The 21,348-nt window shown below is 51.0% G+C and carries 35 protein-coding genes and 1 tRNA gene; 15 read left to right on the forward strand and 21 right to left on the reverse strand.

Annotated elements, in window-relative coordinates; translation table 11 throughout:
* The 6 genes from OCV66_RS08035 (at position 1) to OCV66_RS08060 (ending at position 2,355) form a co-directional block, all read left to right on the forward strand.
* Positions 1-141, forward strand: a complete 141-nt coding sequence (locus OCV66_RS08035) for a CD1375 family protein (protein WP_118358554.1) — start codon at positions 1-3, stop codon at positions 139-141.
* A gap of 53 nt (positions 142-194) precedes the next feature.
* Entirely contained in the window at positions 195-311 is a 117-nt protein-coding gene (locus OCV66_RS08040) for a CD1375 family protein (RefSeq protein ID WP_342982900.1), read from the forward strand.
* Between the two features lie 74 nt (positions 312-385).
* Positions 386-811, forward strand: a complete 426-nt coding sequence (locus OCV66_RS08045; RefSeq protein ID WP_147574114.1) for a hypothetical protein — start codon at positions 386-388, stop codon at positions 809-811.
* A gap of 12 nt (positions 812-823) precedes the next feature.
* Positions 824-1,234, forward strand: a complete 411-nt coding sequence (locus OCV66_RS08050) for a hypothetical protein (RefSeq protein WP_147574115.1) — start codon at positions 824-826, stop codon at positions 1,232-1,234.
* Between the two features lie 3 nt (positions 1,235-1,237).
* Positions 1,238-2,023 (forward strand): peptidoglycan recognition protein family protein, encoded by a 786-nt coding sequence (locus OCV66_RS08055; RefSeq protein WP_262564219.1) that lies wholly within the window; start codon positions 1,238-1,240, stop codon positions 2,021-2,023.
* Positions 2,023-2,355, forward strand: a complete 333-nt coding sequence (locus tag OCV66_RS08060) for a hypothetical protein (RefSeq protein ID WP_147574116.1) — start codon at positions 2,023-2,025, stop codon at positions 2,353-2,355. Before OCV66_RS08055 ends, OCV66_RS08060 begins: the two co-directional genes overlap by 1 nt.
* Positions 2,356-2,540: 185 nt before the next feature.
* Here OCV66_RS08060 and OCV66_RS08065 read toward each other — a convergent pair whose 3' ends face one another.
* The 10 genes from OCV66_RS08065 to OCV66_RS08110 form a co-directional block, all read right to left on the reverse strand.
* Complete coding sequence (locus OCV66_RS08065) at positions 2,541-2,789, reverse strand: hypothetical protein (protein ID WP_147574117.1); 249 nt, start codon at positions 2,787-2,789, stop codon at positions 2,541-2,543.
* Positions 2,776-3,135 carry a hypothetical protein gene (locus tag OCV66_RS08070; protein ID WP_147574118.1) on the reverse strand — a complete coding sequence of 120 codons (360 nt, stop codon included), beginning with the start codon at positions 3,133-3,135 and terminating at the stop codon, positions 2,776-2,778. The genes OCV66_RS08065 and OCV66_RS08070 overlap by 14 nt, the downstream gene beginning before the upstream one ends.
* Positions 3,128-3,394 (reverse strand): hypothetical protein, encoded by a 267-nt coding sequence (locus tag OCV66_RS08075; RefSeq protein WP_147574119.1) that lies wholly within the window; start codon positions 3,392-3,394, stop codon positions 3,128-3,130. The genes OCV66_RS08070 and OCV66_RS08075 overlap by 8 nt, the downstream gene beginning before the upstream one ends.
* A gap of 12 nt (positions 3,395-3,406) precedes the next feature.
* On the reverse strand, positions 3,407-3,715 hold the full coding sequence (locus OCV66_RS08080) for a hypothetical protein (protein WP_147574120.1): 309 nt from the start codon (positions 3,713-3,715) through the stop codon (positions 3,407-3,409).
* Positions 3,712-4,182, reverse strand: coding sequence for a hypothetical protein (locus OCV66_RS08085; protein ID WP_147574121.1), 471 nt, complete (start codon positions 4,180-4,182; stop codon positions 3,712-3,714). Before OCV66_RS08085 ends, OCV66_RS08080 begins: the two co-directional genes overlap by 4 nt.
* A gap of 16 nt (positions 4,183-4,198) precedes the next feature.
* Entirely contained in the window at positions 4,199-4,462 is a 264-nt protein-coding gene (locus tag OCV66_RS08090) for a hypothetical protein (protein ID WP_147574122.1), read from the reverse strand.
* Between the two features lie 48 nt (positions 4,463-4,510).
* Positions 4,511-4,741 carry a hypothetical protein gene (locus tag OCV66_RS08095; RefSeq protein ID WP_147574123.1) on the reverse strand — a complete coding sequence of 77 codons (231 nt, stop codon included), beginning with the start codon at positions 4,739-4,741 and terminating at the stop codon, positions 4,511-4,513.
* A gap of 11 nt (positions 4,742-4,752) precedes the next feature.
* A complete protein-coding gene (locus OCV66_RS08100) occupies positions 4,753-4,983 on the reverse strand; it encodes a hypothetical protein (RefSeq protein WP_147574124.1) in 231 nt (76 codons plus the stop codon).
* Between the two features lie 2 nt (positions 4,984-4,985).
* Positions 4,986-5,186, reverse strand: a complete 201-nt coding sequence (locus OCV66_RS08105; RefSeq protein ID WP_118358534.1) for a hypothetical protein — start codon at positions 5,184-5,186, stop codon at positions 4,986-4,988.
* A gap of 139 nt (positions 5,187-5,325) precedes the next feature.
* On the reverse strand, positions 5,326-5,451 hold the full coding sequence (locus OCV66_RS08110) for a hypothetical protein (protein WP_262564224.1): 126 nt from the start codon (positions 5,449-5,451) through the stop codon (positions 5,326-5,328).
* A gap of 178 nt (positions 5,452-5,629) precedes the next feature.
* Between OCV66_RS08110 and OCV66_RS08115 the strand changes: the two genes are divergently transcribed.
* Positions 5,630-5,872, forward strand: coding sequence for a hypothetical protein (locus OCV66_RS08115; protein WP_147574125.1), 243 nt, complete (start codon positions 5,630-5,632; stop codon positions 5,870-5,872).
* A gap of 23 nt (positions 5,873-5,895) precedes the next feature.
* On the opposite strand, the gene OCV66_RS08120 is transcribed toward OCV66_RS08115, so the two are convergent.
* Positions 5,896-6,150 (reverse strand): helix-turn-helix domain-containing protein, encoded by a 255-nt coding sequence (locus OCV66_RS08120; protein WP_147574126.1) that lies wholly within the window; start codon positions 6,148-6,150, stop codon positions 5,896-5,898.
* Positions 6,151-6,949: 799 nt separating this feature from the next.
* Between OCV66_RS08120 and OCV66_RS08125 the strand changes: the two genes are divergently transcribed.
* The 3 genes from OCV66_RS08125 (at position 6,950) to OCV66_RS08135 (ending at position 8,227) form a co-directional block, all read left to right on the forward strand.
* Positions 6,950-7,025 (forward strand) — tRNA-Pro (locus OCV66_RS08125).
* Between the two features lie 349 nt (positions 7,026-7,374).
* Complete coding sequence (locus tag OCV66_RS08130; RefSeq protein ID WP_147574127.1) at positions 7,375-7,617, forward strand: hypothetical protein; 243 nt, start codon at positions 7,375-7,377, stop codon at positions 7,615-7,617.
* 334 nt (positions 7,618-7,951) lie between these two features.
* Positions 7,952-8,227: a hypothetical protein gene (locus OCV66_RS08135; RefSeq protein WP_147574128.1), complete on the forward strand. Its 276-nt coding sequence runs from the start codon at positions 7,952-7,954 to the stop codon at positions 8,225-8,227.
* A gap of 7 nt (positions 8,228-8,234) precedes the next feature.
* Here OCV66_RS08135 and OCV66_RS08140 read toward each other — a convergent pair whose 3' ends face one another.
* Together OCV66_RS08140 and OCV66_RS08145 are read right to left on the reverse strand one after the other, a co-directional pair.
* The gene (locus OCV66_RS08140; RefSeq protein WP_074925770.1) at positions 8,235-9,386 is read right to left on the reverse strand and encodes a sensor histidine kinase; all 1,152 of its coding nucleotides are present in this window, start codon (positions 9,384-9,386) and stop codon (positions 8,235-8,237) included.
* Complete coding sequence (locus OCV66_RS08145) at positions 9,383-10,060, reverse strand: response regulator transcription factor (protein ID WP_074925768.1); 678 nt, start codon at positions 10,058-10,060, stop codon at positions 9,383-9,385. Before OCV66_RS08145 ends, OCV66_RS08140 begins: the two co-directional genes overlap by 4 nt.
* A 147-nt stretch (positions 10,061-10,207) precedes the next feature.
* Here OCV66_RS08145 and OCV66_RS08150 point away from each other — a divergent pair, with 147 nt between their 5' ends.
* The 4 genes from OCV66_RS08150 to msrB are packed head-to-tail and all read left to right on the forward strand — an operon-like array spanning position 10,208 to position 13,361.
* Complete coding sequence (locus tag OCV66_RS08150) at positions 10,208-10,354, forward strand: CD1871A family CXXC motif-containing protein (RefSeq protein ID WP_165643166.1); 147 nt, start codon at positions 10,208-10,210, stop codon at positions 10,352-10,354.
* A 25-nt stretch (positions 10,355-10,379) separates the two neighbouring features.
* Positions 10,380-11,255, forward strand: a complete 876-nt coding sequence (locus OCV66_RS08155) for a 4Fe-4S binding protein (protein ID WP_251318946.1) — start codon at positions 10,380-10,382, stop codon at positions 11,253-11,255.
* Positions 11,252-12,211, forward strand: a complete 960-nt coding sequence (locus tag OCV66_RS08160) for a TlpA disulfide reductase family protein (RefSeq protein ID WP_147574130.1) — start codon at positions 11,252-11,254, stop codon at positions 12,209-12,211. Before OCV66_RS08155 ends, OCV66_RS08160 begins: the two co-directional genes overlap by 4 nt.
* 37 nt (positions 12,212-12,248) lie before the next feature.
* Entirely contained in the window at positions 12,249-13,361 is a 1,113-nt protein-coding gene (gene msrB, locus OCV66_RS08165; protein ID WP_024738465.1) for a peptide-methionine (R)-S-oxide reductase MsrB, read from the forward strand.
* Between the two features lie 79 nt (positions 13,362-13,440).
* Here msrB and OCV66_RS08170 read toward each other — a convergent pair whose 3' ends face one another.
* The gene (locus OCV66_RS08170; protein WP_118519191.1) at positions 13,441-13,659 is read right to left on the reverse strand and encodes a DUF6061 family protein; all 219 of its coding nucleotides are present in this window, start codon (positions 13,657-13,659) and stop codon (positions 13,441-13,443) included.
* 315 nt (positions 13,660-13,974) lie between these two features.
* Here OCV66_RS08170 and OCV66_RS08175 point away from each other — a divergent pair, with 315 nt between their 5' ends.
* A complete protein-coding gene (locus OCV66_RS08175) occupies positions 13,975-15,867 on the forward strand; it encodes a zinc-ribbon domain-containing protein (protein ID WP_147574131.1) in 1,893 nt (630 codons plus the stop codon).
* 119 nt (positions 15,868-15,986) lie between these two features.
* Here the strand turns inward: OCV66_RS08175 and OCV66_RS08185 are convergent, their stop codons facing one another.
* From OCV66_RS08185 to OCV66_RS08215, 7 genes are all read right to left on the reverse strand, one after another.
* Positions 15,987-16,364: a rhodanese-like domain-containing protein gene (locus tag OCV66_RS08185; RefSeq protein WP_147574132.1), complete on the reverse strand. Its 378-nt coding sequence runs from the start codon at positions 16,362-16,364 to the stop codon at positions 15,987-15,989.
* On the reverse strand, positions 16,361-16,894 hold the full coding sequence (locus OCV66_RS08190) for a GDSL-type esterase/lipase family protein (RefSeq protein WP_147574133.1): 534 nt from the start codon (positions 16,892-16,894) through the stop codon (positions 16,361-16,363). The genes OCV66_RS08185 and OCV66_RS08190 overlap by 4 nt, the downstream gene beginning before the upstream one ends.
* A gap of 69 nt (positions 16,895-16,963) precedes the next feature.
* The gene (locus OCV66_RS08195; RefSeq protein ID WP_024723274.1) at positions 16,964-17,350 is read right to left on the reverse strand and encodes a (deoxy)nucleoside triphosphate pyrophosphohydrolase; all 387 of its coding nucleotides are present in this window, start codon (positions 17,348-17,350) and stop codon (positions 16,964-16,966) included.
* 53 nt (positions 17,351-17,403) lie between these two features.
* Positions 17,404-18,729: a DNA cytosine methyltransferase gene (locus OCV66_RS08200; RefSeq protein WP_024723275.1), complete on the reverse strand. Its 1,326-nt coding sequence runs from the start codon at positions 18,727-18,729 to the stop codon at positions 17,404-17,406.
* Positions 18,719-19,654 (reverse strand): PD-(D/E)XK motif protein, encoded by a 936-nt coding sequence (locus OCV66_RS08205; protein WP_081746109.1) that lies wholly within the window; start codon positions 19,652-19,654, stop codon positions 18,719-18,721. Before OCV66_RS08205 ends, OCV66_RS08200 begins: the two co-directional genes overlap by 11 nt.
* Positions 19,655-20,401 carry a DUF6339 family protein gene (locus OCV66_RS08210; protein ID WP_024723277.1) on the reverse strand — a complete coding sequence of 249 codons (747 nt, stop codon included), beginning with the start codon at positions 20,399-20,401 and terminating at the stop codon, positions 19,655-19,657.
* Positions 20,398-21,345 carry a hypothetical protein gene (locus OCV66_RS08215; RefSeq protein WP_147574134.1) on the reverse strand — a complete coding sequence of 316 codons (948 nt, stop codon included), beginning with the start codon at positions 21,343-21,345 and terminating at the stop codon, positions 20,398-20,400. The genes OCV66_RS08210 and OCV66_RS08215 overlap by 4 nt, the downstream gene beginning before the upstream one ends.
* Positions 21,346-21,348 lie beyond the last annotated feature (3 nt).

Genomic DNA, 21,348 nt, shown 5'->3' on the forward strand with positions numbered 1-21,348 from the left:
ATGGCGAGCAATTACATGGTGAAGGTCTACGCAGACCTGATCCGCAAAGGGAAAAAGACGATTGAGGAAGTTCCCGACCCGCTGCAAGCAGCCGTCCGGGAAATCCTCGAAAATAGCAAGAATGGAGCTGAGGGCTTATGAAAAGCCTTCGGCTCCTTCTTTTATACATTCTGATGGGAAAGGAGGTAGCAGTTATGGCAGTTGTCTACGCGACCCTGATCGTCAAGGGCAAGAAGACCATCGACCAGGTTCCGAGCCTGATTCGGAAGCAGGTCGAGGAGATCCTGGCAGATCTCGAAGTCACCGTCTGACCACGGCATTGATACGGAGGGCAGCTCCTTTACGGGGGCTGCCCTTCTTATCACGCGCAGAGGAGGATTGAGAGATGACGCTCAAGGAGATTTTGTTTGGTGGGGGAAGCGCGCTGTTTGTGCTGCTGACGCTGCTCCAGCTCGCCCCCATCAAAATCAATCCGTGGTCTGCAATAGCAAAGGCTTTCGGGCGCGCTATCAACAGCGAGGTCTTGGAGAAGGTCGGAAAGCTCGAAAGCGAGCTGCAGTGCGTTCGGTCTGGCATGGCCGAGGAAAAGGCCGTCAACTGCCGGGCGCGCATTCTACGCTTCGGCGATGAATGTCTCCACGGCGAGCGCCACACCAAAGATCATTTCGACCAAACGCTCCGGGACATCGCCGCCTACGAACGATACTGCGAGGATCATCCGGAGTTTGAAAACAATGTAACAGAGCTGACCAGTGACCGGATCAAGACAATATATCGCCGGTGCTTGGACAGCAACGACTTTTTGCAGTAAGGAGGACGCACAATGAACATGCTGGATATGACGATCATCCGCCTGGCCGCAGGGCTTGTGCTGCTGATCGCCGCGAACATTGCCCTCGGTTCCATCAATGCCATCATTGATGGGGAATGGGATCAGACGAAGTTCCGCAACGGCTGCATCAAGAGTGCAGTTGTGGCAGCGGCGCTGGTCGCGGTCTACTTCGCCGGGTACCTCAACCCCGATCTGATGGTAGTGGAGGTCGATGGGCAGACCGTAAACCTGATGACAGCGGTATCGCTGGCTATGCTGGCAGCCTTTACCGCCTATGCCGTTGATGTACTGAAAAAGCTGAAAGATATGCTCTCTACCGCGACACCCGGGGCGGACGCGGCGCCTACTGCGCTGCCTTCCGGTGAGGGCAAGGAAGACCATACCGCCCCCGAGGAGGAATGACCTATGAGCAATAGCCCTCTTGTCAGCTACACAAAGCTCAGCCCGAATCACTCCGGGCAGAGGACCCGTAAGATCGACCGCATCACGCCGCACTGCGTAGTGGGCCAGTGCAGCGTGGAGCGGTTGGGAGATATCTTCCTCCCCGCCTCCAGAGAGGCGAGCTGCAATTACGGAATCGGCGCAGACGGCCGCGTCGGTATGTATGTCGAGGAGAAAAACCGATCCTGGTGTTCCTCCAGCAACGCAAACGACCAGCGGGCGGTGACTATTGAATGTGCGTCCGATGGTGCAGAGCCGTACGCATTCCGCGATGTGGTCTATCAGTCCCTCATTACGCTTTGCGTCGACATCTGCAAGCGCAACGGCAAGACCAAGCTGCTCTGGCTGGAGGATAAGGACAAGACGCTTGCCTACACCCCTGCACCGGACGAGATGGTGCTGACCGTACACCGCTGGTTTGCCAACAAAAGCTGCCCCGGGAACTGGATGTACGCCCGCATGGGCGACCTCGCCGAAAAGGTGACAGCCCAGCTTTCCACAGGCACGGACGAGGAGGATGACGATATGGATATCAACAAATTCAAGGAGCTTTGGCGTGAGATGCGCAAGGAGCTTCAGGACAACGATGCTTCCGCCTACTCGGAGGAAGCGCGCAAATGGGCTGTGGATAACGGCATCATTCGCGGCGGCAACTCCAATGAGTTCAATGGAATGTGGGAGGACATGATGACCCGCGAGCAGCTGGTGACCGTCCTCTACCGCTTCGCCCAGAAGTTTGGGCTGAGCTGATGGCAAGGCGCAAGCGCAGAGCCGCGAAGAAGCGCAAGGTCGAATGGAGCAAGGTCGTGTGCCTGCTGGCGATGCTGGCCGGTCTGCTGATCGTCCAGGAATGCCTGTTCCTCATGTATCTGTGCATCAAGAGCGGCTACACCGCCGCCGCTGCATGGCTGACCGCGGCCACCGGCGTTGGCGAGGCAATCATCATTGCCGGTGCAAACGGCTACCTCTCACTTGCGAAGTCCGACCACAAGCGCGGCGGGATCACCTTCGAGGCGGCCAAGGCGAAGAACTTCCGCACCGACGAGGAAGACGGAGGCAGCGTCGACAGCCCCGCCATCTGAATACCGCCCGCACAATGAAAGCCCCCTCGCAGGATTTTACCGTCCTGTCGAGGGGGCTTTTTCTGTTTTCCGGCGCTTTCGCGTTTACGGGGGCGCAGGAGCGTTTTTCGCATTTGGGTGGGCGTCTACCCTCCCACGCCGCAAAGGTGGTGTTGCAACTCGCCTACGGCGGCGCGAGGGGCTTTTTATTCGCCCTCCGTCCTCTCTCGTTTGCCGAATGCACAGAAATGATCTCCAAAGACCAACAATCCGTGAACTTGACCGCAAGAGTATTTGTTCGCCCATGCCGCCCATGTTGCATAGCAGCAACTTTCGCATCGTACCACGGGAACGGCATCAATTGTCGGCGCATTTTCAATATCTGGTACCGTGAAATACGGCGTTGCGTTGCGACTTAGCCTTGCGCTGAGCTTATCGGCGTCAATCAGTCTCATGCTCATTACTTCCTTCCATCCTCGCCCCGCAGTGTGGGCAGTAGTTCGACAGAACAAACTTGTCGTTGCAGTCGTAAACAGCTTCCTCTTTGCAGGCAGAGCAGATATATCCGCCAATCGGGTCGCGTCCTGCAACTGCGGGATTCCATCCGGTCATTTCGCTTTCATAAACAGGCATCCACAACCCATGCACCACCGGCGCAACGTCGGCGGTATGAATTGCCTTTACTGCATTCAAAGCTAACTCCATTCCGTCTTCTACGCCGCGCTGGTATCTGTTTTTAGGCGCTTTGCGATAGCGCTCAAGCACGCGGCAAAGCATATCGCGTTCAATGTATTCAGTCATCAATCTCACCCTCCCCCATTTTTGCGCCACAATGAGGACAGTATGGAGTGACAGACTCCGGTTCGTCCCACTCCCAGCCGCAGGCGGAGCAACGGTTATAACCGTAGTCGTCCTCGATCCATTCTCCATGTGTCACCGGAGCGACATCAGCGGCGGGGGTAGCGGCAACAATTTCCATGGCTACCGCCCCATCTGAGCCGCTTTCCCACTTCGTTTCCATCACCTTTTTCACCACAACGCTCCGCTCAATGTAATCCATCGTCAGCCCTCCTCAAAAATCCCATGTGTCCCGCTTTGGGATAAACTCAATGATCGTTCCCTCCGGAACAGGGTCGCAGGGCTCGCCGTCAAAGGCGTTGCCCTGCTTCGTGCAGATGTCTGCCGGTCTGCTCCGGCGCGGGGCGACATCGACATAGAGCCGACCGTCGCACTCGTAGACGGGGCGATCCCAGCTGTCGCGGCCTCTGTATTCCAGCCGCAACACTGGCGCGGCGCAGAACTCCTCGTAGCTCATGTGGCCCTCCGCTTTCATCGCGGCACTGGCAGCGGCCAGCTCCTCGGGCGTCCAAGATTTACTCACAGGTATTGTCTCCCTTCTTCATCGTCCACGGTGAAATGATAGCCCTCGGTCAAAAGCACAGTCCCTTTGATTGGCGCGTGGATCATGACGGTGCGGCGACCGATGTAATCCGCTGGAATTTCACCGCGCTCGACCATATCCCGAAAGTACGGGCAATCATTCCAGCGGTCGGTGTACTGCTCACGCGCCCACGCTGCGGTGGAGTAGTGCCGCCTCATGCGCCAGTTCTCCGGCGCGGAGACGATAGCCCATGCGGTCAGCGGCCGCCGATCCCCCGTCATGTCTTCCAGCGCCTCCACCGTGCCGCAGGCATCGCAGATATGGACCGTTGCCCTGCGGCTCAGTGCGTTGCGGGTGACGCTCTCCGCGTCCATCGCCATCTTCCCGCAGCGGGGGCAGGCAAAATGCCCGCCCTGCTGCTTCTCTGCAAAACGCTCGATCAGTGTCTTGGCTTCGTTCTCGTTCATAGAAATCTCTCCTTTCTCAGAACTGTTTGATGATGTCCTGCGCGTTTTCGCCGTAGTAACTCTTAATCCATCTATCGGCAAGGATTTCAATGTCAGTGGTGCGCTCGTAGCGCACGTCAATCAACAGCGTTTGCGTTGATGTCTTAACCGTCATGTAGTAGCCTGTGCCGTAGTGCTTGTTGTCGGTGGGGGGAACGAGGGTAAATGTGAGACTTTCGGTAAAAGGCTCGCCCTCACAGGTTGTCCCCTTGACGGTAGCGTTCATAGTGTTGTAATCCATATCGTGTCCTTTCTCCCCGTCGTGCCGATAGGTCAGCCGGTCATGTAATTACAACTTGGTGTTGTAATCTTTCAACTTGACTTGGATGATGATTTCTTCGCGGCCCATGGTAACATAGGTGACTTTGGCTTCCAGAACTCCCGGCATCGCTTGCGCTGGGATTTTGTATAAGCTGCGGAAGTGGCCGATCTCCTGCATACCGGCTTTCACCACAACGGGGATTTCATCGCTGGCCGCGCCGATCTGACTGCAAAAGTCGAAGACAGTAATTTTTCTCATGCTCGCTCCTTTCACTCAATGGCAGCTTCGATGCTGCTGATGACTTCCTCCAGGTTATCTACGGCTGCGGAGAGGTTGTCGCAGGCCTCGTCTGCCTTTTCATAGCGTTCGCTCTCCTGCATATTCTCAGGGATATTGTCGCGGTACTCTTCCTCCTCGGCCTGGAGATCTTCGAGACTGCCCTTCAGCTCCTCCAGCTGGTCGATGATGCTTTGCAAATTTTTGCGGCGGATCTTGTTCATGGTTAGTCCTCCTCCCCATAGTCTTCTTCAAAGCGGCCCTCGGTAATGCCGCCGTAGGTGTAGCCGTTGTCAAAACTCAGATAGACCGGCGTATCTTCATCGTACTGGGCGAGGAAGTTAATCAGCTCGCCGGCCGTCATCGTTCTGCGGATCTGGTCGATGCCGTAACCTTCGCGGAAAGTAGAACAAATCAGCTTTTTCATTGTCGGCGCTCCTTCATCTTGCGTTCCTCCTTGATTTTTCTGCCTTACTCGGTTATAATCAAGGCGGCGGGAGTAAGGCTTCCCGCTCGCCTTTCGGGGTGTTTGAGTAGCGGCGCTTTAGCGGGGGTCGCTACTCTTTTTATGCCTTGACCTTGCTATCTCGCACGATCTTTGCGGCGGTAGCCGGGTCGTCGGCGGTTGCTTCAATCAGCTTTGCGATGTTCTCTAAGAACTGATTGAGCTCGGCGGTTGTCATCTCGTCCAAGTCCTCACTTCCTTTCGTAAGAGGCTTTCGACCTCTGCCTTACGAGTATATAGTACACCATTTTGATTTACTTGTCAATGGTTTTGATAAACTTTTTTGATTTATTTTCAAACTTTTTTAATTGACAAGTCCACTCTTTTGATGTACTATGTGAAGTACAGAAAGGAGAGTGCATATTGTGTCGGTATCGGACAAGGTAAAGGGGCTGCTGGCTCTCTGCGGCAAGAAGCAGGTCGACATGGCTGCAAGCTTCGGAATGAGCAAGCAAACGATGGGAAACAAGATGAATCGCGGGAGTTGGTCTGCCAACGATCTCGCAAAGGCTGCAGAATTCTGCGGCTGCAAACTGGCGTTTATTATGCCAGACGGTCAGCAGATCATCATTGATGTTGAGGAAAAAGAAAAGGCCCCGGGCGAATGAACGCCCGAGGCCTCGGAGCAGGCTTAACGCTTGCTATGTATATCCGCGCCGGTGCGCGTCTTGACTCTGATCTCCTTGTTTTCCTCTCGGATCATCAGGTCTGACAGCTCACACCCCAGCGCCTCACAAATAAGATCCAGATGCTCCAGGTTTACCCTTTCTGCGATCTCATGGTACAGGTCATTGATCGTCGAAGGTCGAATGCCTGTTGCCCTTGCAAGGTCAGCTTGTGACCACCTCCGCTCGCCAAGCCGGGTGGACAGTAAAATCCTAATCATAGCCATGCTCCTTTACGGTAGATTCTAACAACGATTTTAGAATCTCGCTGGATTTTGGTAGATTATAACGAAATCCGTTATGGCTATGAGAGAACACAAAGAGGCTACCACACAGGAAATTCCCTGTGTAGTAGCCTCTTTCTTTATTTCTTGGCATAGGCAAGTGGAAACACCAGGACAAATATCCCGCCGGTCATATAGACCGTTGGGGCAGAGCAAAAGCCAGGCGAACCGGCTTGGTTCGTCTGGCTCTGCTTTGGTGGAGCCGAGGGGAGTTGAACTCGCTGTTTGAACAAATTAGGTGGTTTTATTGTGCATTATTACCTGCTTTTCCGTACTTTTTCAGAACTTTTTCTTACCGGTTGGTATCTGCCCGTGACGGGTTTTGACGGGTGAAATCTACCGGAAAATCTACCTGAGACGAAAAGGACGGGTGCACAAAGTTAATGTTTTCGATGATGGAGAGGCATCAAGGTGTGAGGCTGTGTTGGAGGGAACAATGTCTGCCATAGCAGTAAAGATGCAGGATGATATTGCTTAATAGATGATAGACGAGCGTGGTCGGTAGCGTGCTTGCTTGGGGGAATACGCTCGGGCAGTTTCACAATTTCATATTGGGGTGTGGCGCAGTTGGTAAGCGCGCCAGCTTTGGAAGCGTGAGGCCGGAGTTCGAGCCGCACTTCTCCAAAATCCCGGAAACCTCTGGGACGCTAAGGCCGACGGAGCTTTGCCCCTCGCCGGGAACTGGTCAAAAACCGGCGCTGACCCCATATTTGACCACAATCAGAAAACTTCATAACCGGGTGTAGCGCAGTTGGTAGCGCGCTTGCTTTGGGAGCAAGATGCCGGGAGTTCGAGTCTCCCCACTCGGACCATTTTCACCAGAAAAACCGCCTAAATCGGCGGTTTTTCTGCGTTTTTTGTTCTATTTTCGATTTGAACAATTGCTGTTCTGCGGTGATTCAAGGAGCAGAAAAGTGATAGACACCCGAGTAAGAATCGTACCTGAAACGGTCAAATTCCTAACCAATCCCTAACTGGCGGGACTGCTGTATTCATCATTGTAGATACGACGCATTCTTTAGTTTTCCAGTCCTATCCTTTATAATAGCTATACGGTGAGCCTTTGTGCCACCAAGGCTGCCGTTTGGGTGTATTCCCATGCGGCTTTTATGATATTCATAGAAGTTTACGGTCTATGTCAGAGAAATTGGAGGGGTGCATATGTCAAACAAAACTTTGGTTCCCGATAAGTTACATGGGTATTTACTTCAAGTGATACATATGCTCTATGAACTCATTTCCGTCGATGACCGTGTTGTAAGTGTGGAGAAACTGGATGATGTGGCTGTAGAGATTGATGGAAAGGTTATTGCTGAACAATTAAAAAGCGTTACATCAGCTAACAACCCAATAGCCAATCGAGCCTCAGTTTTTTGGAAAACGCTTTATAATTGGTGTACTTAAGTCTGTCCACAGAAAGCTCCGTGCGGCAGAATTGGAGCGTGAAAATACGGAGCTGCGCGGGAAAGTCCGCAGCTATGAGGATGTGATTCAGCGTAATAATCTGTGGCGATTCTTCCATCCGCACAGAGAAAAAGCGGTCACGAGGGACGAAGCTCGCTGATTCCTGTGTAGAGCCGGAAAAAACGCATTTTATCGAATGGGAGTGCGTCGGACAGGGCAGACATCGTCCGGCGCGCTCCTGTTTGAAAATCGCCTTTTTTCCCAAGTCAAGAGCCGAAGAAAACACCTGAAAAACACCCCTATTGCGTGACAGAGCCGCAGAAAGGATAAGCCTATGAGAACAGGACTTACCAAGCAGGAAAAGACCACCGAAATCTATTTTGACGAGAAAGACCCCACCATCTTCATCCGCACCCACAACACCGACCTCAAAAACAGGCTGACCGCATACAACCGCAAACACCCTGCCGTCTGCAAGCTGACGGACGTAGACCCGGACACGGGCTGCAAGGAATTTGAGATTGAAAAGGGACGCTTCTCTTTCCGGCTGACCGCCCCATACAGAGAGGAACGCCGCAGGACGGCAAGCGAAGCGGCGAAAAACGAATAAAAGGGTTTTAGGGCTTCGTTGATTGTTGCGTTGGCAACCCCACCGCAATGGTAGTGCCCTTCTCCGAACTTTTCTCTACCCAAACGGAGCCGCCGTGGAGGTCGGCGATCTCCCATACCAGTGAGAGCCCCAGTCCTGCGCCACCGTATTCCCGGCTGCGAGACTTGTCCACCCGGAAGAAGGGCTGGAAGATACTGCGCTGATACACCTCCGGGATGCCGCAGCCGGTGTCGGAGACGCGGAGCAGGAGCTTTTCCAACTCCTGAGTGACAGAAACCCGTACCGAGCCGCCCGGCCGGTTGTACTTGACAGCATTCTCCGTCAGGTTGAAGATCAGCCGGTAGATCAGTGCATCGCTGCCGGTCATAATGCCGTCGCCCTCCGCCGTCAGCGTGACGCCGAGCTTATCTGAGAGCGGCGCAAGATCTGTGAAGATCTCCTCGATCATGGGAGCGAGCTGGATCCGCTCGTTCCGCGCCACCTGCCGCAGATTGCTCATCTCCAGCAGTGTCCTGGTCATCTGTATCAGCCGTTCCGTCTGCTCACGCAAAAGCGTGAGGAACTCCGCCGTCTCCGGTCGCACATCAGGATGCTCCGCGGAAAACAGCTCCAACTGCGCCTGCATTAGTGCCAGTGGCGTGCGCAGCTCGTGGGCGGCGTTGCCGGTGAACTGCCGCTGGGCGGAAAAGGCGTTGTTCAGCCGCTCCAGCATCTGGTTGAACGAGCGGCTCAGCTGCCGGAACTCCGAAATAGCATCTTCATCGATCCTCATATCGGCAAGATTGTTCAGCTGCACCTGCTCCACCTGCGAGGTAAAGCTGCGCAGGGGCTTGAGAGCGCGTCCGCTGACGAAATAGGCGAGGATGCCGCTGAGCAGCGTTACCGCCGCCGTGATGTACCAGTTGGTGGTGCGGAAGCGCCCCTGCACCCCATCGACGACGATGGTCAACTCCTCGTTGGGCGCTATGAGCTGCGGGTCAAAGCTCGCCGCTCCGCCATCATTCAGGATCACCGTGCCGCCGCCTTGTAAACTGTCCGCAATGGTGTCCATATAGTACACACCGGAGGAGCACAGCAGCAAATTCATGGCCACGCAGGTGATGCCGATGAGCAGGACGGACATCAGCGTGATGCGCCACTGCAGGGAAAGCCGCTTCATTCCTCCTCGCCTCCCATCAGATAGCCCTCGCCGATGCGGTTGCGGATGGGGTCATAGCCCAGCACGGCGCGGAGCTTTTTGCGCAGGGCGGAGATGTGGACGCGAATGGAATTGCTGAAGCTGTCCACGCTATTGTCCCAAACGTGATCCATCAGCTCCTCCTGACTTACTGGCCTTCCTTGATGCACCATCAGGTATTCCAGGATTCCCGTTTCCTTCCGGGTGAGCGTCAGCGTCTGCCCGTTGACGGTGGCGGTACGGGAGCGGGTGTCAAAGGTCAGGCCTCCGCAGCTTAGCAGCACATCCTGCTGGGTGAACTGCCGCAATGTCAGGCTGCGGATGCGGGCCTCCAGCTCCGCCAAGTGGAAGGGCTTCGCCAGATAGTCGTTCGCCCCGGCATCCAGCCCCTGCACCTTGTCCTCCACTTCGCTGCGGGCGGAGAGGATCAGCACCCGCGTCTCCCGGTCGGTCTGCCGCAGGGTGCGCAGCACCGTCATGCCGTCCTTTTTCGGCAGATTCAGATCAAGAAGCACCAGATCGTATCGTTCCACGCCCAGAAGCGCCAGCGCCTTTTCGCCGTCATAGCAGTAGTCCACGCTGTAGGCCAGCCGCCGCAGGCTGCGAACGATGGTCTCGCACAGGGCGCGTTCATCTTCAATTACTAAAAGGTGCATGAGAGCCCTCCTTTTTATTTCTTCGTTTTTGTGTTGCTTTCATTATAGCAAAAACAGATAAGGTTTGCGTTAAGTTTTCGTTCTTAACAGAGACTTTAACTCTCCCGCGCTATGATGGAGGCAGAAAATCGGAAAGGGTGATGAAAAATGAGCTGCGGGAAAAAGGCCGCGGCGCAGATCGTGCTGCTGATGGCCGGAGCCGCCATGCTGTGCTTTGGTGTCTGGCGGGGCGAGGCGGCGACAGTGCTGAGCAAAGCAATCAAATTATGTCTGGAGTGTGTGGGCATTGGGTAAAAAGTTTTCAGGCGTTTCACAGACCATGTCCCGCTTCCGGGGCTGGATTCAGGCGGGGGCGACGCTGCTGACCAACCTGCATCTGCCGAACTTTCTCAAGGGCGGACTGTATCAGGGGGCGGGGAAGACCGTCTGTGTGCCGGGGCTGAACTGCTACTCCTGTCCGGCGGCGTCCGGGGCCTGCCCCATCGGGGCGTTTCAGGCGGTGGTGGGGTCTTCCAAGTTCAGCTTCTCCTACTATATCACAGGCTTCCTCATTCTGCTGGGCGTGCTGCTGGGGCGCTTTATCTGCGGCTTTCTATGCCCCTTCGGCTGGTTTCAGGAGCTGCTGCACAAAATCCCCACTAAGAAGCTTTCCACAAAGAGGCTGAAGCCGCTGACATACCTGAAATACGCTGTCCTGCTGGTGATGGTTTTCCTGCTACCGGCGTTCCTTGTGAACGATGTAGGCATGGGTGACCCGTTCTTCTGCAAATACCTCTGCCCCCAAGGCGTGCTGGAGGGAGCCATCCCGCTGTCCCTTGCCAATTCCGGCATCCGGGCGGCGCTGGGCAAGCTGTTTACATGGAAATTCAGCATTCTGCTGTCGGTGATCGTGCTGAGCGTGCTGTTCTACCGTCCCTTCTGCAAGTGGCTCTGCCCGCTTGGCGCATTCTACGCGCTGTTCAACCGGGTGTCCCTCTTCCAGATGAAGGTGGACAAGAATAAGTGCGTCTCCTGTGGAAACTGTGCCAGAGCCTGCAAGATGGATGTGGACGTGACGAAAACGCCCAACCATACTGAGTGTATCCGCTGCGGGATGTGCATCCGCGCCTGTCCAACGAACGCCGTGTGCTTCCGCTACGGCTTCGGCAGCGGGAAAGAAACAACAAAGAAAACAACGATGGAGGAATTAAAATGAACAGGAAGAGAATTTTTGCACTGGCTTTTGCCGTGCTGATGGTGCTGTCTCTGGCAGCCTGCGGCACGCGAGACAACGACAAGATGGCGAATGGAAGCGGCAACGGCTCCGCCATGACTGGCGAGCCGAAAACCGCCGAGGAGGCGCTCGCCCTGCACAAGGAGCTGCTGGAGCGGGAGAACGCGCTCCTGTCGGAAAATACCGAGCTGTGGGAAAAGGTCTTTATGGAGGCCGACAAGGGCATGGCCATGATCGAGGACGGGAAAAACTACGGCGACTTCCTGCTGGACACCGTTGAGGCCGCTAAAGAGCAGTTCACCGACAAGGAGTATGAGTGGCTGAAGGAGTCAGCCACGGAGATCAGCAATATCGAAAACAAGCTGACCGCGCTGGAGGAAAAGTACCCCGAGATTGTGCAGCAATCCATGGACGGCGATATGAGTATGCCCGCGGGCAGCGACACGAGCAACCCTCCCGACGACGGCAGTATGCAGAAGTTCCCCGCCTTTGAGGGCAAGGACCTGGATGGCAACGCGGTGAAAAGCGACGAGCTGTTCTCCAGCAACGCCGTCACCGTGGTGAATTTCTGGTTCACCACCTGCAATCCCTGCGTGGGCGAGCTTTCCGAGCTGGACGCACTGAACAAGGAGCTTGCGAAGAAGGGCGGCTCCCTCATCGGCGTCAACACCTTCACTCTGGACGGCGACGAAGCGGCAATTTCCGAGGCGAAGGATGTGCTTGCCAAGAAGGGCGCCACCTATCAGAATGTGTATTTTGACTCCGACGGTGAGGCGGGAAAGTTTACCACCAACATCTTTGCCTATCCCACCACCTATGTGGTCGACCGCAGCGGCAATATCGTGGGTGACCCCATCGTAGGCGCCATCACGGAAAAGAAGCAGGCGGAGACGCTGCAAAAGCTCATCGACCAGGCTCTTGTTGCCGATATGGGCTGACAAACGAATTCATCTTCTCAGAAAGGAGGGATACACCATGTATCGGAGAGTATTGCCGCTTCTGCTCACCGCGGTACTGCTGCTGAGCGGCTGCACTGCCGGGCAGAAAAATATGCCGCAGAAAATGGACGAGAAGGAAATGACCGGACAGCCCTCTGATATGTCCGGTGAAGGAAGCATGTATATGGATACCACGGAAAATGTCATATATCTGGCGGGCGGCTGCTTCTGGGGAATGGAACAGCTGATGCAGTCTATTCCCGGCGTCATCGATGCCGAGAGCGGCTATGCCAACGGCACCTGCGAGGCGGACGCCGATTACAAGACCGTCTGCAAGGGCGAGACCGGCTTTCGGGAGGCCGTGCGGGTGGAGTATGACCCCGGACAGGTGAGTCTCGACGCCCTGCTGCTGGCCTACTTCTATGTGATCGACCCCACGGTGGAGAACCGGCAGGGCAACGACCGGGGCAGCCAGTATCAGACCGGTGTCTATTACACCAACGAAAGCGCGAAGGAAACGGTGGAGCGCATCGCGGAGATCGAGCGGGGACGCAGTGAAAAGTTCTTCGTGGAGATCGGCCCACTCAAGAACTACTACCCCGCCGAGGAGTACCACCAGAACTACCTCGAAAAGAACCCGAACGGCTACTGCCACATCCCGCGCGCGGAGATGGAGCTGTTTTCCCGGCTGCGCATCGATCCGGGCGACTATCAGAAGCCCGCGGCGGAATCCATCCGGGACAAGCTGACGGCGGAGCAGTACCGTGTTACGCAGGAGAGCGGCACGGAGCGCGCTTTCACAGGCGAGTTCTGGGATAAGTTTGAAAAGGGCATCTATGTGGATGTCGTCACCGGCGAGCCGCTCTTTTCCTCCACGGATAAGTTTGAGAGCGGCTGCGGCTGGCCGGCTTTCACAAAGCCCATTGAAGAGCCTGCCGTAGTGGAACTGGAGGACCTGAGCCACGGCATGCGCCGCACAGAGGTCAGAAGCCGTGCCGGAGATTCTCACCTTGGTCATTTGTTCACCGGCGATCCGGAGTCCCCCAATGGCGTGCGCTACTGCATCAACAGCGCGTCCCTCCGCTTTGTGCCTTACGCAAAGATGAAAGCAGAGGGCTACGGATATCTTCTGTATCTGTTCGAGGAATGAGTTCGCAAAATACAATGATATAATAAGCAGCGTCCCAATCATTATGAACCGGGACGCTGTCGTTTATGCTCATGTCGGTTTATTCAAACAGGACGTTCAGCTTGCTGTTCAGAATCAGATCGGCATAAGCAAGCGGGTCATTGTAGATCAGATAATCCAGCTCTGACCGCTGGAAGCGGTTGTCAGCAGCTTCGCTTTCAACGGCGGTGAAGTCAATGGAAATCTGGCTTCTATCGTCAAAAACCAATTCTACGCAGGCTGTGTCTATGTTGAATTGATAGGATATAAGTTTGCTCATGGTCATACCTCCAAGATGTTTTTTGAGGTGAATCAGGCGGTCAATTTCCGGGTGATTATTGGCGGGAATCATATCGAAATCTGCTGCAAATCATTCAAAATAAATCGTTGCGAACGGTTAGTACGTATAAAATAGCTGGCTACAAAACGGCTACAAAATTCGTAAGGAACCTATGTACAGCCCGAAATACGTGGATTATTTGGATGAAAAGTGCATCGAGAGTGCATTTTATAACCCTAAATCAAAGCTCAAGACTTGAGTGGTTAGAATAATAAATACACATCAAACCACTATCTTGTCAAGTGGGAGGTAAGCATGGTCAAATTGGTAAAAGGTGAGAATGATTTGGCTACTGTGAATCCCGTGTTGGCAAAAGAGTGGCACCCTACAAAAAATGGGAACTTAAATCCGGAAGATATCACATCTGGATCGAGCAAGGAAGTTTGGTGGCTGTGTCCCAAAGGGCACTCCTATTCAATGGTAATCAATCAGAGGACAAAAAGAGGATATGGCTGTCCGTATTGTTCTGGGCATCGAGCCCTCAAAGGCATAAACGATTTGGCAACGACAAATCCAGACTTGGCAAAAGAATGGAACTATGATAAAAACAGCGGTTTAACGCCGTATGATGTAACTGCCGGTAGTCGGAAAAAAGTATGGTGGCGGTGTGAAAAAGGACATGCCTATGAGCAGTTCATTATCAAACGAACCAACCGAGGATACTCTTGCCCGTACTGTTCCGGACATAAAGCACTTAGAGGATTCAATGATCTTGCAACTATAAATCCTCGCTTGGCGAAAGAATGGCATCCCACGAAAAACGCTGATCTAACTCCATTTGATGTTACCGCAGGAAGCGGGAAAAGAGTGTGGTGGATGTGTCCGGTGGGACATGAATATCAGGCGACGATTCGCGATAGGAATAGCGATGATACACAATGCCCAATTTGCAATGCCAAGAACCAGACTTCATTCCCTGAACAGGCGATCCTCTATTACGTTAAAAAGCTATATCCTGATGCAATCAATAGATATAAAGAGATATTTGAACATTACATGGAATTGGATGTTTATATTCCATCTATACGATTAGGAATTGAGTTTGATGGTGCAGCCTGGCATAACTCTGCAACACAGTTGAAACGAGAAAAGAAAAAATACACCATCTGCCAGAAACATCATATTACACTGATTCGTATTAAAGAAAACACGGACCAAGAATGGAATGACGTTGCGGATGCAGTCTATTACATTCCCAAAGTACGGACATATTCTGAGTTGGAAGGTGTTATTCAGGCGATACTGGATTCCATTGACCGGAATTCAAATATGTGGACAAGAAAAAATCCTTACTATCTTCATAGTGCTGTCAAAGTTGATTTGGAAAGAGACAGAGCGGACATTCTCAACTATCTGAATGAAATCAAGAACTCGTTGGCGGATCTTCGTCCAGATGTTGTCAGGTGCTGGGATTTTACCAAGAACAAGAATTTAGTCCCCGGTATGTTTACAGTTAGTTCCAATCAAGTCGTGTGGTGGAAGTGTCCAGACTGCGGACATGAGTGGCAATGTAGCATTAACAGTATGACACGCCCAGGAAGATATGGCTGTGCGGAATGTTCCAAGAGTCGACGGGGAACTACATATACAAAACAAGTTGCAAAACGGGTAGGTTCTCTTGCTGAGACAATGCCAGATTTAGCAAAAGAGTGGCATCCGGCAAAAAACGGAGCACTATCCCCCAATGATATCTCGGCAGGACATTTTAAGACGGTTTGGTGGCTTTGTCCGCAATGTGGTTATGAGTGGGAGGCAAGCCCTAATAATCGTAAGAGAGGTTCAGGATGTCCATGTTGCAGTGATAGGGTACCCAAAAGCGGGGTAAATGACCTGGCAACTTTGTATCCGGGGTTGATGGAGGAGTGGGATTTTCAAAAAAACGCAGGTTTGAATCCGCATCAGTTGCTTCCCGGAAGTGGGAAAAGGGCGTGGTGGAAGTGCTCACAGTGCGGACACGAATGGTCCGACGATCCGGTGTTTAAGGCCTACCGCAAGGAGTACAAGAAGCGCTTTGCCTGGATCAAGGCCGGCCGCATCACCGACGAGCAGTTCTACGCCTGGAGCGAACAGGCCAGAGAGATGAAAAAGAAATGCGACCGGGAGGTCATCACCCTGGAGGAGTTCAAGGACTGGCTGGGGAAACCGTGAGGACGAATCGGCAGAAAATGAGCAACGGGGCGCGCCCAAAGGCGCGTCCCGTGTATTCTTTGTATCGGCGATGCAGTTTTTACAGGAGGCACATGTGCTTAAGCTTCCTATTTCCGGGGCTAAGGCTCCGTCTCATAGGGCCAGGTGTTGATACCGCCGAATTCATAGATATTGGTGTAGCCCAGTTCCGCCAGGGCAGAGGATGCCATCTTACTGCGATTCCCGCTACGGCAGTAGACCAGAACGGTAGAATCCTTTTCGGGGATCACCTCGGCGGCGGTATCCTCGTCGATGCTCCCCACCGGCAGCAAGACCGCGCCGGGGATGTGGCCGCTGTCGTACTCGTCCTGCTCCCGCACATCCAGGATGATGACCTCCTGGGTGTCCATCATCTCTTTGGCCTCCTCTTGGGTGATTTGCTGGTATCCATCCGCGGAGTTTCCGCCGCACCCGGTCAACAGCAGAAGAGATAAAAGGATAGGCAGGATTCGTTTCATTTGAGTTCCTCCAGAAGTCCGGCGGCAAAGGCTCTGTGCCCCTGCTCCATAAAGTGGACGCCGTCGTAGGCCAAGGGGATGTCCCACTTCCCGGCGTCGGTGAAGCAGATGCCCAGATGCTCCGCCAGGGCCTGACAGAGCCAGACAAAGGCGTGGGAGTCATCAATGAGCTGCTGGCTGGGTACCCACGCTCCCAGAGTCATCGGCGGCGGGGCGATCACCAGGATCTTGCTTCGATCCAGGGAGATGCCAGAGAGGAACCGATCCAACCGTTTAACGGCCTGTTCCGGACTTCTGCCCTGGAGCAGATCGTTGGTCCCAAGCATGATGATCAGCAGATCGGTATCAGCAGGAAAGTCAGGGACCGACGTGGGAATCTCCCGGCCGTTTTCACCCAGGTTACGGACGGTCCAGCCGGTTTCCTCGGCCAGGATATCCACCCACCGGCTGTCCGCAGCGTAGCGGCCACCCAGATAGGAGCGGGGGTCATAGCCGTATGTGTTGGAATCGCCGAAGCAGATGACGTTCATCTCCCATTTTTCCTTTCTCTGTCTGCTCGTGTTTCCCAGTGTAGTCAAGGAGGTTTCCATCTAATTTTTCTACTTGGTCGATAGTTTTAGCCTTGTTAGAATCTCCTCATCTGCCGGACAAAAGGCGTATTGATCAATTTCATTCACTGCAATCCACTGGATATCATTGTGCTCCAGTTTTTGAGGAATACCTGTTTGAATAGATGCGTTGAACAGGGTAAGATGGACAGTCAAATCTGGATATTTGTGAATCACATCCATAAATATTTCGCCCACATCCAATGTGATGGCCAGTTCCTCCTGGCATTCACGGATCAGTGCCTGCTCCTTGGTTTCGCTGGGCTCCACTTTCCCGCCAACAAACTCCCATAGAAGGCCTCTGGCCTTATGGGCTGGGCGCTGGCAGATCATGAACTTGCCCTGATCCCAGATCAGGGCTGCTACTACTTCTGTCATTCACTATCACCCATAACCTATTCTTTCATTCTAACTATAACTGCATTAAGTTGTTATTCTTCAATATTTATCTTCGTTCCCCGGGTAACTCCGGCTTTATATTTGGCTCCCCGACCTTTAGTTACTATTGGAATCAAAAAGCCAGCATTTTTCATTTTGCGTAACAAGTAGTTCGCCCTGTTATTTGAGACACGAAGAGATTCTATCACATCACGGCGAGTGATCGTATCTTGACTCCAAGCCAACTCTAAGAGTAGATTCGCTTGGGCTTTTGTCATTTTTTTAAAACATGACAACATAAAAAGGGCCATTTCTTCAATAACAGGAATTGTAACTGAATTACCAAATTGTTTATATTTCTGGGTTCGAGTTGTGTTTTCTGGAAAACTAAATGTTTCATGACCGTTTTCGTCAAGAAATGCATAACCTATAAAACCTTGTAACCGTCCCCATTCAGTAGGGGTCATTACACGGATGCCTTCACTATTTAATCCGGTTTTTTTTGTCGGGAGTTTTTTCCCTGCAATACCAGCTTTGGGTTGAAAAATCAGATTGCGCTCTTTCCCTGAACCACCGGTAGCAAGGATAGTACTTGCAATAGGGTGCTCAATCCCTGGAGCATTAACTATCACATAGCCAAAGCCATGTCCCTTTGCTTGCTCACGCATTTTATGTTTTTTTAGTGTATCCCAGTAACCACTGGACATGTAATAAACGTCGTCAACCTCTGGTTCAATAATTGAATTTAAATCTTCAGAAATTACCTTGTGGTTAGAAAATGGCATATCATCTGTTAACACCTTTACTGCATCCCCAAACATTTTTTTACTAAAAGCCATTATGTAAGTACGTGGCCTGTTTTGAGGTAATCCAAAATTCTTTGAATTACGTATAAAGGACTTGGTATTATATACATAAGAACCATCTTCGTCCATAGTTACTCCGATAATTCGATAGCCGAGTTCATCCTCTAAAGTAGTTACAATACGCCTAAGTGTTTCTCCCTTATTATGAGATACAAGATTTTCAACATTTTCCAAAAAGATTGCGCGGGGATTGGTTCTGGAAATGATGTCGGCGATATCAAAAAAAATGGTTCCTTTTGTTGTATCGCGAAATCCCATTTGTTGTCCAACTCGGCTAAATGTTTGACAAGGGAATCCTGCCAACAAGATGTCATATTCAGTCCTTGATACAAGTTCTTTGAACTCTTCAGATGTTAAATCGTTTTTTGGGTTTTCTCCAAACAAATGCTCATAAGTTTTGCAAGCATACTCATCAATTTCAGCTGAGAGTACATTTTCAAATTTACCCGTCAACTCAAATCCACGGCGAATTCCACCAATGCCAGCGCATAAGTCGATTGTTTTATATATCATGATTTGCTCCTTGCACCATTGACTCTGAAGTCATTCCGCTTAAATCAACGGTGTATGTAATTCCTGTTACGCCCGCTGGTAGAACTCCGCCAATAAAAGACTCGGGTGTAATTCGAGGAAAGTCAGAATTTATAGTATATCTCAACATTTCGTGAAGAAGAAATGTTTTGTTGCGAGAGCTCATCCCTTCTTCAAATCCGAGTTCGGACAACTTTTGATTCACCAATTTAACATTATATCCAAGTTCACCTAACTTTTCTGTTATTTTATTAATAGAGACCCCAGATTGGATAGATGGTTCAAAAACACACAAAACCAGATTTAAATTCTTACTTGAAGTATCGAGCTGAAACTGATTGTTCACAGTAATTTCGCGTTTACTCCTGGACAAGGTAGATTTTACTTCAATAAATTTATCATCGGTTTCGATATCATAGGATGCTCCGTCCGGACCATTCCAAGCAGCATTTTCACCAGATTGTAGCAATACATATAAAACGCACAGCTCTCCGAGAACATCATAAATTCGTGCATCAATATTCTTGTTTCCCAGTAATTCTTTCCATTTTCCCCACCAAGCAACGGGATCATTTAAAACAGCAATTCTTGAACTGCCATCAGTGCCTGGATCAATAAATTCCGCGCAAAGTGAAGCGAAGGGTTGTTCGGCTTCAAAAGAGTCCGTAGTCAATACCAACGAACGCTGAATAACCCCAGGTGAGGCCATAATATTATCTGTGCTGAAGATGCGTACATTGGAGAAACTTTCGTTAACATCGTCGCCTGAATATGGAATTGCAACCCCGTAGCCATCAACAAGTTTTACTGTATGAGCTGGGTATTTTGTATCTTTCAGAGATGAAATGACCTGTGCATAACCGAGAATATCCGTTTTCCAGTTGTTTTTTATATCCTCCAGCAGCATTTACTCCACCTCCTTCGGAGCAGATACCTCTTCCAACAATTTTTGGGCGTATGCGGCAACTCCGCCACAGGTCAATTCTGGTTCAATTGACACACACTTTGCATTATTGAGTTTTGTAAATGCTGCAAAGTCCTTAACCTTGTGCGGACGTGTTTTATGATACTCTAACATCATATGTCTGAACAGTTGCAGACGATATCCCCGCCCAGGTGTTTCAATTAGTTTATTAATATTATCAACACCGTTGTCTTTCAATACTTCAAAGGTATCCTCTGCGTTGCCTTGCCAACTTAGATAGATATACCACCAAAGTGTTTTTAGCCAGATGCGGCGAGTATGAGAGAAGAAGCGTTTTTGATTAATCCGAATACTTCCTTTTTCTGGGGTTGGATATCTGAGATATGTAATATCGGGCATAACTTTAACTGAGATATATCTCCATATATCATCATTATTGGCCTCAATAATAGAAAAATTGGAATCCAAAGGCATCAATTGGAACAACTTAATACCTACTCTCAGGTCCAAAAGGTATGTCATTTTTCCGCTGGTTTCAACAAGGGCAGAATTAAATTCGGCAAGTAACTCATGTCTGAAATCTTCATAAGAAGGATCAAAGGCAGATGCAGACACATCATTGGCTCTCCAATGATTTTCAAGATCCTTAAATTCATTATCATCATAACTATCATATTCCGCAATAATAACCTTTGCATCACTGTATGAAAGCTTTTGATATCGAATCATTCTTCATCACCTGCCATTAATCTGTTCCTGATTTCTCTTTGCAGACTCTTAAGCAATCTTTCAGGAGTTTCAAAATGAAGCTCCTCCTCACAATCTTCAATAAACTGGTGAAGAATACTGCAAATAGAATTAGACTGAAGGCCTATATCTTGCCGAGTCGCCCTCAGATCATCATCGCTAAGGCGCTGGAAAATCATAAAATAAGTAGTAGCAAGGATATCTATTAGCAGATCAACATTCTTGATTGTTCCGTCCGTCATAGGACAGGCAGAATAATATGGGTTGAGATACAAGCAAATGTTATCCTTAGTAAACTCGTCACTGGTTTTGGGGTCTTCCCATTGGGAAAACTCGACCCACCATAAAGGTTCTTTATCACTCTTGTATTCTTCAATGGGGAATTCCATGTAGATGCTATTAAAGTCTAATATAACCGAATCGATTTCACCGATAGAAACACCTTCCTCATTCATAAGAATTTCTTCATCGGAACGAATGACATTTGCGGCTTTTTTGATATATGCCGAAACAGTCAATTCAAGGTCACCGGTAATCATCCCGGGTTCGAAACTATAGGAGAATTTACACTCTCTGCCTTGAGGTGTAATTACATCGGTTTCTGGCAAAATGCAGCCAGTTTGGGTCAACTTCTTATTTGTCCAAATAATACAAATCCCGATTTCAGCATCACTACATGCAACGCCGTCTTTTCCGAACAATAAATTAGGATAGGCAATCCGCACTGTTTTCTCAAAATTAAGCCCCTCCGTCTCAATTTTCCATATTTCACGGGGGTCTGAAATACGAATTGTTGAACTTCCCTTTTGCAACAGCCCAAAATCTTGACCTTGGTACGAGTATGTAAACACATACTTCGTTACAGAACAGCCGCAATTTTCAAGCAACTTATCAGTAAGTTTAGGATAGAAATATATGTTTTGCATATC

The organism is Agathobaculum ammoniilyticum (genome assembly GCF_025567315.1).
In the GTDB taxonomy this organism is placed as follows: domain Bacteria; phylum Bacillota; class Clostridia; order Oscillospirales; family Butyricicoccaceae; genus Agathobaculum; species Agathobaculum ammoniilyticum.

Bases quoted from the DNA above. Each gene is read 5' to 3' on its own strand.
- OCV66_RS08170 (WP_118519191.1), bottom strand. From the start codon at position 13,659: ATGAGCAAACTTATATCCTATCAATTCAACATAGACACAGCCTGCGTA.
- OCV66_RS08060 (WP_147574116.1), top strand. From the start codon at position 2,023: ATGGCAAGGCGCAAGCGCAGAGCCGCGAAGAAGCGCAAGGTCGAATGG.
- OCV66_RS08150 (WP_165643166.1), top strand. From the start codon at position 10,208: ATGAGCTGCGGGAAAAAGGCCGCGGCGCAGATCGTGCTGCTGATGGCC.
- OCV66_RS08185 (WP_147574132.1), bottom strand. From the start codon at position 16,364: ATGAAACGAATCCTGCCTATCCTTTTATCTCTTCTGCTGTTGACCGGG.
- OCV66_RS08070 (WP_147574118.1), bottom strand. From the start codon at position 3,135: ATGACTGAATACATTGAACGCGATATGCTTTGCCGCGTGCTTGAGCGC.
- OCV66_RS08105 (WP_118358534.1), bottom strand. From the start codon at position 5,186: ATGAAAAAGCTGATTTGTTCTACTTTCCGCGAAGGTTACGGCATCGAC.
- OCV66_RS08045 (WP_147574114.1), top strand. From the start codon at position 386: ATGACGCTCAAGGAGATTTTGTTTGGTGGGGGAAGCGCGCTGTTTGTG.
- OCV66_RS08095 (WP_147574123.1), bottom strand. From the start codon at position 4,741: ATGAGAAAAATTACTGTCTTCGACTTTTGCAGTCAGATCGGCGCGGCC.
- OCV66_RS08120 (WP_147574126.1), bottom strand. From the start codon at position 6,150: ATGATTAGGATTTTACTGTCCACCCGGCTTGGCGAGCGGAGGTGGTCA.
- OCV66_RS08065 (WP_147574117.1), bottom strand. From the start codon at position 2,789: ATGAGACTGATTGACGCCGATAAGCTCAGCGCAAGGCTAAGTCGCAAC.
- OCV66_RS08215 (WP_147574134.1), bottom strand. From the start codon at position 21,345: ATGCAAAACATATATTTCTATCCTAAACTTACTGATAAGTTGCTTGAA.
- msrB (WP_024738465.1), top strand. From the start codon at position 12,249: ATGTATCGGAGAGTATTGCCGCTTCTGCTCACCGCGGTACTGCTGCTG.
- OCV66_RS08210 (WP_024723277.1), bottom strand. From the start codon at position 20,401: ATGATTCGATATCAAAAGCTTTCATACAGTGATGCAAAGGTTATTATT.
- OCV66_RS08055 (WP_262564219.1), top strand. From the start codon at position 1,238: ATGAGCAATAGCCCTCTTGTCAGCTACACAAAGCTCAGCCCGAATCAC.
- OCV66_RS08050 (WP_147574115.1), top strand. From the start codon at position 824: ATGAACATGCTGGATATGACGATCATCCGCCTGGCCGCAGGGCTTGTG.
- OCV66_RS08160 (WP_147574130.1), top strand. From the start codon at position 11,252: ATGAACAGGAAGAGAATTTTTGCACTGGCTTTTGCCGTGCTGATGGTG.
- OCV66_RS08100 (WP_147574124.1), bottom strand. From the start codon at position 4,983: ATGAACAAGATCCGCCGCAAAAATTTGCAAAGCATCATCGACCAGCTG.
- OCV66_RS08090 (WP_147574122.1), bottom strand. From the start codon at position 4,462: ATGGATTACAACACTATGAACGCTACCGTCAAGGGGACAACCTGTGAG.
- OCV66_RS08040 (WP_342982900.1), top strand. From the start codon at position 195: ATGGCAGTTGTCTACGCGACCCTGATCGTCAAGGGCAAGAAGACCATC.
- OCV66_RS08190 (WP_147574133.1), bottom strand. From the start codon at position 16,894: ATGAACGTCATCTGCTTCGGCGATTCCAACACATACGGCTATGACCCC.
- OCV66_RS08205 (WP_081746109.1), bottom strand. From the start codon at position 19,654: ATGCTGCTGGAGGATATAAAAAACAACTGGAAAACGGATATTCTCGGT.
- OCV66_RS08130 (WP_147574127.1), top strand. From the start codon at position 7,375: ATGTCAAACAAAACTTTGGTTCCCGATAAGTTACATGGGTATTTACTT.
- OCV66_RS08155 (WP_251318946.1), top strand. From the start codon at position 10,380: ATGTCCCGCTTCCGGGGCTGGATTCAGGCGGGGGCGACGCTGCTGACC.
- OCV66_RS08135 (WP_147574128.1), top strand. From the start codon at position 7,952: ATGAGAACAGGACTTACCAAGCAGGAAAAGACCACCGAAATCTATTTT.
- OCV66_RS08175 (WP_147574131.1), top strand. From the start codon at position 13,975: ATGGTCAAATTGGTAAAAGGTGAGAATGATTTGGCTACTGTGAATCCC.
- OCV66_RS08140 (WP_074925770.1), bottom strand. From the start codon at position 9,386: ATGAAGCGGCTTTCCCTGCAGTGGCGCATCACGCTGATGTCCGTCCTG.
- OCV66_RS08075 (WP_147574119.1), bottom strand. From the start codon at position 3,394: ATGGATTACATTGAGCGGAGCGTTGTGGTGAAAAAGGTGATGGAAACG.
- OCV66_RS08195 (WP_024723274.1), bottom strand. From the start codon at position 17,350: ATGACAGAAGTAGTAGCAGCCCTGATCTGGGATCAGGGCAAGTTCATG.
- OCV66_RS08200 (WP_024723275.1), bottom strand. From the start codon at position 18,729: ATGATATATAAAACAATCGACTTATGCGCTGGCATTGGTGGAATTCGC.
- OCV66_RS08035 (WP_118358554.1), top strand. From the start codon at position 1: ATGGCGAGCAATTACATGGTGAAGGTCTACGCAGACCTGATCCGCAAA.
- OCV66_RS08085 (WP_147574121.1), bottom strand. From the start codon at position 4,182: ATGAACGAGAACGAAGCCAAGACACTGATCGAGCGTTTTGCAGAGAAG.
- OCV66_RS08145 (WP_074925768.1), bottom strand. From the start codon at position 10,060: ATGCACCTTTTAGTAATTGAAGATGAACGCGCCCTGTGCGAGACCATC.